At 55.1% G+C, this 9,435-nt stretch carries 10 protein-coding genes; 3 read left to right on the top strand and 7 right to left on the bottom strand.

Annotated elements, in window-relative coordinates; genetic code table 11:
- Positions 1–181: hypothetical protein (locus AC2D8U_RS13235; RefSeq protein ID WP_484619537.1), on the top strand; the 181-nt coding region annotated here is incomplete at its 5' end.
- Positions 182–240: 59 nt separating this feature from the next.
- Here the strand turns inward: AC2D8U_RS13235 and AC2D8U_RS13230 are convergent.
- Entirely contained in the window at positions 241–1,017 is a 777-nt protein-coding gene (locus AC2D8U_RS13230) for a TIGR04219 family outer membrane beta-barrel protein (RefSeq protein ID WP_484619536.1), read from the bottom strand.
- A 182-nt stretch (positions 1,018–1,199) separates the two neighbouring features.
- Here AC2D8U_RS13230 and udp point away from each other — a divergent pair, with 182 nt between their 5' ends.
- Entirely contained in the window at positions 1,200–1,958 is a 759-nt protein-coding gene (gene udp / locus AC2D8U_RS13225; RefSeq protein WP_484619535.1) for a uridine phosphorylase, read from the top strand.
- Between the two features lie 266 nt (positions 1,959–2,224).
- Here the strand turns inward: udp and AC2D8U_RS13220 are convergent, their stop codons facing one another.
- The 3 genes from AC2D8U_RS13220 to AC2D8U_RS13210 form a co-directional block, all read right to left on the bottom strand.
- The gene (locus AC2D8U_RS13220; RefSeq protein ID WP_484619534.1) at positions 2,225–2,500 is read right to left on the bottom strand and encodes a helix-turn-helix domain-containing protein; all 276 of its coding nucleotides are present in this window, start codon (positions 2,498–2,500) and stop codon (positions 2,225–2,227) included.
- A 93-nt stretch (positions 2,501–2,593) separates the two neighbouring features.
- Positions 2,594–3,589: an efflux RND transporter periplasmic adaptor subunit gene (locus AC2D8U_RS13215; protein WP_484619533.1), complete on the bottom strand. Its 996-nt coding sequence runs from the start codon at positions 3,587–3,589 to the stop codon at positions 2,594–2,596.
- The gene (locus AC2D8U_RS13210) at positions 3,589–3,933 is read right to left on the bottom strand and encodes a DUF3302 domain-containing protein (protein ID WP_484619544.1); all 345 of its coding nucleotides are present in this window, start codon (positions 3,931–3,933) and stop codon (positions 3,589–3,591) included. The genes AC2D8U_RS13215 and AC2D8U_RS13210 overlap by 1 nt, the downstream gene beginning before the upstream one ends.
- A 238-nt stretch (positions 3,934–4,171) precedes the next feature.
- On the opposite strand from AC2D8U_RS13210, the gene AC2D8U_RS13205 reads away from it, so the two are divergent.
- Positions 4,172–4,519, top strand: a complete 348-nt coding sequence (locus AC2D8U_RS13205) for a MaoP family protein (RefSeq protein WP_484619532.1) — start codon at positions 4,172–4,174, stop codon at positions 4,517–4,519.
- Positions 4,520–4,739: 220 nt separating this feature from the next.
- Here AC2D8U_RS13205 and AC2D8U_RS13200 read toward each other — a convergent pair whose 3' ends face one another.
- The 3 genes from AC2D8U_RS13200 to AC2D8U_RS13190 all read right to left on the bottom strand — a co-directional run bounded on the left by AC2D8U_RS13200 (position 4,740) and on the right by AC2D8U_RS13190 (position 9,375).
- Positions 4,740–5,981 (bottom strand): dicarboxylate/amino acid:cation symporter, encoded by a 1,242-nt coding sequence (locus tag AC2D8U_RS13200; protein ID WP_484619531.1) that lies wholly within the window; start codon positions 5,979–5,981, stop codon positions 4,740–4,742.
- Positions 5,982–6,664: 683 nt separating this feature from the next.
- On the bottom strand, positions 6,665–8,029 hold the full coding sequence (locus AC2D8U_RS13195; protein ID WP_484619530.1) for an L-serine ammonia-lyase: 1,365 nt from the start codon (positions 8,027–8,029) through the stop codon (positions 6,665–6,667).
- Between the two features lie 71 nt (positions 8,030–8,100).
- Positions 8,101–9,375, bottom strand: a complete 1,275-nt coding sequence (locus tag AC2D8U_RS13190) for an aromatic amino acid transport family protein (protein WP_484619529.1) — start codon at positions 9,373–9,375, stop codon at positions 8,101–8,103.
- Between the last annotated feature and the right edge of the window lie 60 nt (positions 9,376–9,435).

Below are 9,435 nucleotides of genomic sequence, written 5' to 3'. Positions count from 1 at the left end.
TTTTAACCAGTCCGCTGTGCGGTGTTGGTTGGCGCTGGCCTCGCATCTCGTTGAGTTGCTTGCTGTGCCCCGTCGACAGGAAGCGCATTATAGGGAGCAGACTTTTTTCTGCAAGGGTTTATTTTCACTTTCTTTTTTGGCTGCCCAAACCTTAGGCGGAACGCTGCCAAACCATCCATAAGTCGACAAAAAAACGCGCAAAAGCGCGTTTCTTTAATCCGGCAGGAACCAGGGGTTGGCTTAAAAATGCACAACGCCATTGATAAACCAGCCACTGATGTCGAGATCAGAGCTCAGATCCCCGACATCGTCCTCATCAAGATCCAGGACAACCGAGCGGTAACCAGCCTCGAGTCCAACATCCAGTGCCACAAAGCCTAAGGTCCAACCAACCTTGGCCTGGTAATCAACGAAACTGGAGCCGGAATAGCCGATCCCTTGAACCTCCCCGGCAAGGTATAAGCCGGTCAAGGGCAGATCGAATCGGGCAGCCCCATAAAGAAGCGGCACCCACTCATCCAGCGTTTCGATTGCTCGTCCGCTGATGACCGCACTCTGAGCTTGGCCGTCATAGGCAATATCAGCAGTGACGTCCAACTGACGGGCCGTTACTCCCAAGTCCAAGTCGAAGCCAAGGTCCCACAACTCGTAATAGAGGGTGATGTCGGTATGCTTATAGTCGAGCAAGGTATTGGTGGTGGCGCCTCCCGGTATCGGCATACCGCCAAAATCCAACTCCTGATCCAACTGACCACTGGCTCGACTGTCGAAGGCCAGGGTAGCCACCTTTATATTAGGAATAAGAGGAACCGGATGCTCAAACGCTACATACGCCTGAAACCCAGCATCCTTACTGCCAAATCCCAGCTCATCTTCAAGCGAGATCCCTTCCCTGCCCAACTCTCCACCCGGATCCGCCGTAAAATAGCCAGCGCCAGCATAGATCCCCAGAAAATCAGCCTGAGCCAGCGGGCTCATCACCAAGCACAGCACCAATCCGCTTATACCTTTACGCATCATCCTTAACCTCGACCTCATAGCAATCCATATAAAAACACCGCGACCAGTCTACGCCGGGCAACATATATCCAACAAGCGACCGACAGAGCTGTGATCCTGATCTTTTTTTGCCCCTCCTTTTCACTCCCCCACCGCGCTACACTTGTTATTCAAAGTCACACGAGAAAGGAACTCAATCTATGAGTGATGTATTCCATCTGGGGCTGACCCAGGAAATGCTCGAAGGGGCGACCCTTGCTATTGTTCCAGGTGATCCGGAACGTGTGAAGCGCATAGCCGCTTTGATGGAGTCGCCCACGCCACTCGCTGCAACCCGGGAGTTCACCAGCTACCTGGCAAGGCTTGACGGTCACCCCGTGGTGATCTGCTCCACCGGGATCGGCGGCCCTTCCACTTCCATTGCTGTGGAAGAGTTAGCCCAGTTGGGGATCCGTACCTTTCTAAGGATCGGCACAACCGGAGCGATCCAACCCCATATTCCGGTCGGTAGCCTGATCGTGACCCAAGGCTCAGTTCGCCTAGATGGTGCCAGCTTCCACTTCGCTCCGGCAGAATACCCTGCGGTGGCGGATTTTGACTGCACCCTAGCTTTGGTCGAAGCCGCCAAATCCGCCGGACATCAGCCCCATGTTGGGGTAACCGCCAGTTCTGATACTTTCTACCCAGGCCAAGAGCGCTATGACACTTATAGTGGTCGCGTCACTGACCGCTTCAAGGGCTCCATGGCAGAGTGGCAAGCGCTGGGGGTACTCAATTACGAGATGGAGTCTGCCACCTTGCTCACCATGTGCGCGGCAATGGGGCTGAAAGCTGGCTGCATCGCGGGGGTGATTGTGAACAGGACAGAGCAAGAGATCCCATCGGAAGTTCAAATGGCAAAAACGGAGCAGGATGCGGTTGGTGCGGTCGTAGACGCCGCCCGCAGATTGTTGCGTTGAAACAAAAAAGCCGAACCCTAAGGTTCGGCTTTTTCATGACGACAGGGCTTAGAATGCCTGTACAATCACATAGAGAAACATGCTGGTACCGCCGAAGATAACCGCGGTGATCCCATCAATACCCTTGTTCTTCTTGCTCATGCTATTTCCTGTTACGACTTCGGAAAAAACACCGCGATGCGGTAGTTAGCACGATTATATCGAGCTTAAAACAAAGGCCCAGCAAAACCGGTCAAGCCCTAAGCGATCTTTTAACCGGATCACGCTTACCCGATGGCGTGCCTTATCTCCGATTGGTGGGCCAAAGCCCACTCCCTATCGATCCCGCCCCAATTCAGGATCCGGTAATAGCCATCATTGTGACGTACGCCGTCCTCCACAAACTCAAATTCGATACCAAATCCCGGCAAGCCTTTGAGCACATCCTGAATGGTCCGTCGCGGCCATCCCAAGTGCGCCATCAGGGTCGGTACGGAGGGCCGCTCTAGCTGCTCTATTGCCAGCAAGAGCAGAACCCTACGACAAAACATGGGATTTAGCATGATCCTTCCTTTGTTCTAAGCAATTGTTCTTGTGCACCTTAACCAATCACATCAGACAAAAGAAGAGGAAGAAAGACTCTCAGTCTCACAAACTCAATGCTCAAGAAACAGGTAATTTTGCCAGCTCTTCATTCGTAACAATACACGTCGAATGATCGACACATGAGTAAAGTGGTCCGAGTACACTGCGATTTCGGCATGGGCGCCATCCGGCAACTCGAAAGGGCGAATGTCCTCAAGCAAACGCACCTCGACAAAGGAGCGCCCACGTCGAGCCAAAAGATCAGAGCCGATCAAGCTTCCCCCTGCCTGGATCTGCCCTTCGGCAATGTTGGGTAACACTTGGCTGATCTCAGCCTTAAACACTCTGCCCGGCAGGGCCTCGAAGATCACCTCGGCCTCATAGCCGGCACGCAGACGCAACAGGGATCTCTGATTAAAGGCCCCGATGTAGTGTTGCTCATCTTTGTTGATGAACACCATCACAGGTCGAAGCGGTAAGGGAACCGCCATCATTCCGGGACGCAGAGCCACCTGAGTGACATAACCGTTATCTGGCGCCCGTACCACGGTTTCACTCAGGTCAAACTGGGCTTGCGACAATTGAGCATGGACCCGTTTAACCTGGGCATCAGCCTGCAGATAGAGCTGGCGCCGGTTGTCCAGCTCCAGCTCGGTAAAGGCACCGCCTTTCTTGAAGCCAACCTCGTACCGCTTGAACGCCGACTCGGTCCGGGTCCGCTCCGCCTGCGCCGCAGCCAGTTCGGCTTCAAAACGCGCGACCTCATCCCGGTAGCGAGTGTCATCGAGGCGGAACAACACATCACCCTTTTTTAGTGGCCGATTCGGCTCAACCGGTACTTCCACCACCAGCCCCCTAACTGTCGGCACGATCGGCGTTGAAACATAGATCTGACGAGCCATCGGCGTAAAGGGGTGGTTATAGTTCATCAACAACAACAAGGTACCTACCAGTATCACCCCTCCCAATACGGCCGTCGGTACCGTCCATTTGTTGAGGGGGATCTTAAACACCTTAAACACTCCGACACAAAGCGCGGCATAAGTCAGGATCAATAACAGGTCCATTAGCGCTCTCCTCCATCAGACTTCACCATATCCGCCCTAAGCGCCACCAACTCCTGACGTAGCTCAGTGATCTGTGCCTCCAGCTCTGCCTCTTTCGCTGCAAGTCGCGTCTGAAATCCCCAGCCCCGCTCGGGACGATAAAGGGTCGCCCAGATCCACAGGAAGGGCCAGATGGCATGAAGAGTAAACAGGCTGATCCAGCCCGCCACGTGGATCGCATCCTGATGGGGATGGTCCCGATGCTTGGCGATCTCATAGGGAATATCGTGGATCGCGATAATGCCGTAAAACAGCACCAAGGCTACAAAGACCAGCAACCCCAACGCAAAATAATCCAGAAACACAGCCAACTCCATCTCGTCATCTTTAACTTGTATCCAGATTGGCCCATCAGTTCGGTCTGCTCCAGTCAATGTGCGAGTTATTTTCAGCTTCACTCTGAAAAATTCATTTACTCACCACTCCATTCCGCCCGCGGTATCAAAATTATTTGTCTGCAACAAAAAAGATTTTTGTTTCCCGTGTCATCACTTTCTCATATAGCTTTGCGATTGTGGCCAAGCATAGGTAATGGAGTACACCATGAGCAGTAAACCAAGCTTTTACAGCTGCCAGCGCTTTTTTGATGACAAAGCCTTTCCCCGGGGGTTTCGTCGCAGTGGCACCTTCACCATCCATGAAGCCGAACTGCTTGAGGCACATGGCCAGGCAATGCAGGCCCTAAGCCAGCAGAAATGCCAACCGAGCACGGACGAGGAGCGTCAATTTGTTGCCATGCTGACGGAGGGCCGCCCCCCTCACAGTCCTTTGGAGAAGATCTGGATGAAATACCTTAAATCGGTAGGAGGACGAAAGATCCTGTCGGTGGGAAACTCCTCCAAGGTAGAGACCTCCCATGAAAGGGTCGAATTGGCAGAGCTGACCGGGTAAGAAAGGCTGCATCTCAGGAGCATAAGGTGACAGGGTTACCGTTAAGCGGGCAACCATTGGGCCATGTGCAGGAGGTAGCCGCTAACCGCGAAGATCTGCTCGCGGCCCCACCGAACCTCGCTCAAAGTGGCCTTTAGTCCCAACACCTATACAGTGCAGGATGTGAAACGCCAACCCTGAGGTTGGCGTTTGGAGCGACTGGACGTTTCAAACCCTTTGCTTAGCAATCCTGTAGCTCATCTTCGGAACGGGCAACAACGGTTGTCGCCACCAGATCGCCGGAGACATTAACGACGGTTCGCGCCATATCCAGGATCCGATCGATCCCTGCGACCAGGGCAACCCCCTCCAGCGGCAAACCAACGGTTGTCAGCACCAAGGTGAGCATCACCAACCCAGCCCCCGGCACACCCGCCGTGCCAATAGAAGCCAGGGTCGCCGTTGCAATGATGGTCAGATATTGTCCCATGGTAAGATCCACGCCAAACGCCTGGGCCACAAACAGGGCACAAACCCCTTGGTATAAAGCGGTACCGTCCATGTTAATGGTGGTCCCCAGGGGCAGGACGAAACTGGAGATCCGCTTATTGACCCCCACCCGCTCGGCACACTTCATGGAGGCGGGTAAGGTCCCTGCAGAGCTGGAAGTGGTATAGGCTACCGCCATGGCATCGGAAATTTTCTTAAAAAACTGCAGCGGATTGAGCCGCGCCCCGGCCGCCAGCACCAGGCCGTAGAAACCAAAGATGTGCAACAAGCATCCCAGGTACACGGCAATGATCACCTTGATCAGTGGCAGTAACACGGTTAGACCGTAGCTACCTGCCACCCAGGCCATCAGGGCAAACACGCCATAGGGCGCCATACGCATCACCAGATCGGTCAGCTTAAACATCGCTTCAGCAAGGGATTCGAATACGGCCACGGCCGGACGCCCCCGCTCTCCGATCAACACCAAAGACAGCCCCAGAGCCACTGCAAACACGATCACCTGCAAGATCTGACCGTCTGCCAAAGCGGCCACCGGGTTCTCTGGAACGATCGCCACAAGGGTATCAACGAATGAGGGAGTTTCGCGAACCTCGGCGACTGTCGAACTTGTGACCGCCAGGTTCATTCCACTTCCAGGCTCAAACCAGGCACCGAAGATCAGGCCGATGGTGATAGCGACGGAAGTGGTGCCCAGATAAAAGAGGAAAGACTTAAGGCCAATACGCCCCATCTTTTGGGTGTCCTGCATTGACGTAATACCCACGATCAATGAACAGAATACCAAGGGCACAATCAACATCTTGATCGTATTAACAAACAGGGTGCCCAGGGGCTTTAGCATCGCAGCGGACTCGCCCAGGGCGACACCGACCAACATACCCAGGATCATTCCAATCAGGATCTTGGCCCATAGGGGGACGAGACCCCAGCGTTGCAAGACACTGGGGGAAGCGGACATTTCAGCTGACATTCGACGTTGTTCTCATTAGGGAGGAGGGTAACGCGGGCGATTTTAACTGAACCCCAATCACCGAGGCCGCCATTAGCGAGGCTTCGTGATACAGATCGCAGGCATAACATCATAAGCAAAGCTTACCTGGCTGCCGCCGCCAGCCATTGCAGCACAATCAGCACGCCACAACAGAAAAATGCAACACAAAGAAATGGTTGTTCGACTAGACCTCCTAGACGATCCAGACAGCAAGGAGTGTCAGGCACTGGCAGCGCTTGCCCTGCATACCAACAGCCAAGGCAACTTTTGGGGCCCTTCAGCCTGGCCGAACTTGCACCGGCTCGCGCAAGTTTACTGATTGCTCGACGGGATGAAGACAAGCCAGAGTTCCCTTTGATCCCGGCCCCCTCACTGAACCCTGCAGTTCGATACTGGCCTGCTGCACGATTTTCATTAAGGCTATTGCTCCATTCAGCTTCTGTGGTTGGAGAGCAGCGCCTAAGGGGCCAATAGCCAGATCGGGGCCATTGGCGGCCATTATGGTCAGGGCATCCTGTTGGGCAGACCACCTCGCACAGTCCAGGTCGGCGATTCTCGAGTCGGGAGACTGCCCGCTCCCAATCCGGTGTAGCCACTACAGCAGGAACAAAAAAACCAGCCGAAGGCTGGTTTTTCATTACTGAGTGACTCTCATAGGGTCCTTAGCAGACGTTCAACACCTTGATGGCCAAACCACCACGTGAGGTTTCGCGATACTTAGGATGCATGTCCTTACCGGTCTCGTACATGGTGGCAATCACCTTATCCAGAGACACACAGGGCTCCGAATTACGGCGCATCGCCATCCGGGTGGAGTTGATCGCCTTCACTGCCGCAATCGCGTTGCGCTCAATGCACGGTACCTGCACCTGGCCAGCCACCGGATCACAGGTCAAGCCTAGGTGGTGCTCCATGCCGATCTCAGCCGCAATAAACACCTGAGACGGGCTGGCGCCCATCAGCTCAGCCAGACCGGCCGCCGCCATGGAGCAGGCCACGCCCACTTCGCCCTGGCAACCCACTTCCGCACCGGAGATGGAGGCGTTCATCTTGTACAGCGCGCCCACGGCACCAGCCGCCAAGTAGAACTTGGTGTACTGCTTCACGCCCACCTTCTCGATGAACTTGTCGTAGTACGCCAAAACCGCGGGAATGATCCCTGCTGCACCGTTAGTCGGGGCGGTCACCACGCGACCACCGGCGGCGTTCTCTTCCGAGGCCGCCAGGGCAAACATGTTCACCCAGTCAATGATCGCCATGGGATCGCTGTTGGTACGCTCATTAGCCACCAACTGACGGTGCAGCGCCGCAGCACGACGTGGCACCTTCAGTGGACCCGCCAGCAAGCCTTCGGTGGCACAGCCGCGCTCGATGCACTCGTGCATCACATTCCACACTTGGCCAAAGCCTTCATAGATGGTGGCTTCTGAGTTATAGACCTTCTCATTTTCCATCATCAATGCACTGATACTCATGCCCGTCTCTTTGGTCAAGGCCAGCAGAGATTCGGCATCGGTAAAGGCATAAGGCAAAGGCTTGAGGTTGGAATCCGGCTGACCGAAGTGCTCCTCCTCGACGATAGCACCACCACCGATGGAGTAGTAAGTCTTGGAGTACAGCACGGCATCACCGGCATAAGCGTGGATCGCCATGCCGTTCTCGTGCAGTGGCAGCGTGTCTTCGTGGAAGGTCACGGCGTCGCGAGGGAACTCAACGGTATGGCAGTGCATGCCCACCGGCAGACGCTCAGTCTGCTCGACCCGATCGATGAACCCCGGAATGCCATCGATGTCCACGTTCTCCGGGCTGTTACCGCCCAGGCCCATGATGATGGCGATGTCAGTGTGGTGACCTTTACCGGTCAAAGACAAGGAGCCGTAGATATCGACGCTGATACGCGTCACGTCACGGAGCTGGTCCTTGGCCCGCAGATCATCGATAAATTGCTTGGCCGCTTTCATCGGGCCCACGGTGTGGGAGCTGGAGGGGCCTACGCCAATTTTAAAGATATCGAAAACACTGAACATCAGGGGAGTCCTCGGAAGTAAGAGTCAAAAAAGCCGGGGCCAAGCGCCCCGGCTTAGGTATAAAACGCTGTTTAGAACAGCAGACCACGCACGATGGCGGAGATGGCGATAATGCCCATCACGGTCACGAAGATGTTGGACAGCTTGCCGCTGTACTTCTGCATCGCCGGTACCTTCTTGATGGCGAACATCGGCATCAGGAAGAGGATGGCAGCGATGAACGGTGCACCCAGATCTTCAATCATGCCCAGTACGGATGGGTTGATGATGGCAACGCCCCATACGGTGAAGAAGAAGAACGCCACCAGCAGCTTGCTGAATTTGGCTTCGCCCAGACCTTCAACGAAGGATGGCGCCGCTTTCTTGATGATACCCGCCAGACCTTCTTTCGCGCCCAGGTAGTGGCCGAAGAAAGAGGAGAAGATGGCCAGGAACGCAACCAGTGGGCCAACGTAGGCGATCACTGGGTTGCCCAGCTCGTTCGCCAGGTAGCTCAGGATCGGCAGGTTCTGCGCTTTCGCTTCGGCCAACTGAGCTGGAGACAGGGCCAGCACACAGGAGAAGACGAACAGCATCACGAAGCCCAGCAGCATGCCAGAGGCGGTTTTCAGGATCTTGTCAGACTTTTCAACCGCGTCGGCGCCGTGCGCTTCATGCTGTGCCAGTGCCATGGAGGACACGGCAGGGCTGTGGTTGAAGGAGAAGATCAGCATTGGGATGGTCAGGTAAACCGCAACCAGCAGACCGCTCATGGAGGGTGCTGCGCTGAAGCTCAGTGCGTCCATAGACCACTGTGGTACCAGCATCAGAGACATGGCGATCAGGATGAATACCAGTGGGTATACCAGCATCTCGGTCACTTTCAGCATCAGCTTCTGACCCAGAACCATGACAGACATCATCATGGCAACCAGAACACCAGACAGCAGCCAGCGTGGCATGGCAGCCAGGCCCAACTGGTTCACCAGGAAGGAGTCGATGGTGTTGGTGATGGCGTTACCGTAGATCAGCACGATGGGGTAAATCGCGAAGAAGTACAGGAAGGTGATCAGCAGGCCCGCAGACTTGCCGAAGTGCTCTTCCACCACCTCAGTGATGTCGGCGCCTTTCTTGCTGGAAGACAGTACAAAGCGTGCCAGGGCACGGTGAGACAGGTAGGTCATCGGACCGACCAGCAGGGCAATGATGATCAGTGGCCAGAAGCCTTCGAGTCCTGCACGGATGGGCAGGAACAGGACACCGGCACCGACCGCGGTGCCGAACATGGACAGAGACCAGGTAAAGTCTTGCTTGGTAAAACCTACCGCTTTGGTATCGACGGCAGTTGCAGTGGCGTTGTGCTGCATTTCAATTCACCTATGAGAGTTCGAGTTAGCGGCGGCCAGAATAGTCATTTCTGCACGCAA

The organism is Ferrimonas sp. YIN67, assembly GCF_057219095.1.
This window is presented reverse-complemented; position numbering and strand designations above follow the sequence as displayed.

Excerpts from the sequence above, each read along its gene's own strand:
- AC2D8U_RS13195 (WP_484619530.1), bottom strand. The coding sequence starts at position 8,029 with ATGTTCAGTGTTTTCGATATCTTTAAAATTGGCGTAGGCCCCTCCAGC.
- AC2D8U_RS13190 (WP_484619529.1), bottom strand. The coding sequence starts at position 9,375 with ATGCAGCACAACGCCACTGCAACTGCCGTCGATACCAAAGCGGTAGGT.
- AC2D8U_RS13215 (WP_484619533.1), bottom strand. The coding sequence starts at position 3,589 with ATGGACCTGTTATTGATCCTGACTTATGCCGCGCTTTGTGTCGGAGTG.
- AC2D8U_RS13220 (WP_484619534.1), bottom strand. The coding sequence starts at position 2,500 with ATGCTAAATCCCATGTTTTGTCGTAGGGTTCTGCTCTTGCTGGCAATA.
- AC2D8U_RS13200 (WP_484619531.1), bottom strand. The coding sequence starts at position 5,981 with ATGTCAGCTGAAATGTCCGCTTCCCCCAGTGTCTTGCAACGCTGGGGT.
- udp (WP_484619535.1), top strand. The coding sequence starts at position 1,200 with ATGAGTGATGTATTCCATCTGGGGCTGACCCAGGAAATGCTCGAAGGG.
- AC2D8U_RS13205 (WP_484619532.1), top strand. The coding sequence starts at position 4,172 with ATGAGCAGTAAACCAAGCTTTTACAGCTGCCAGCGCTTTTTTGATGAC.
- AC2D8U_RS13230 (WP_484619536.1), bottom strand. The coding sequence starts at position 1,017 with ATGCGTAAAGGTATAAGCGGATTGGTGCTGTGCTTGGTGATGAGCCCG.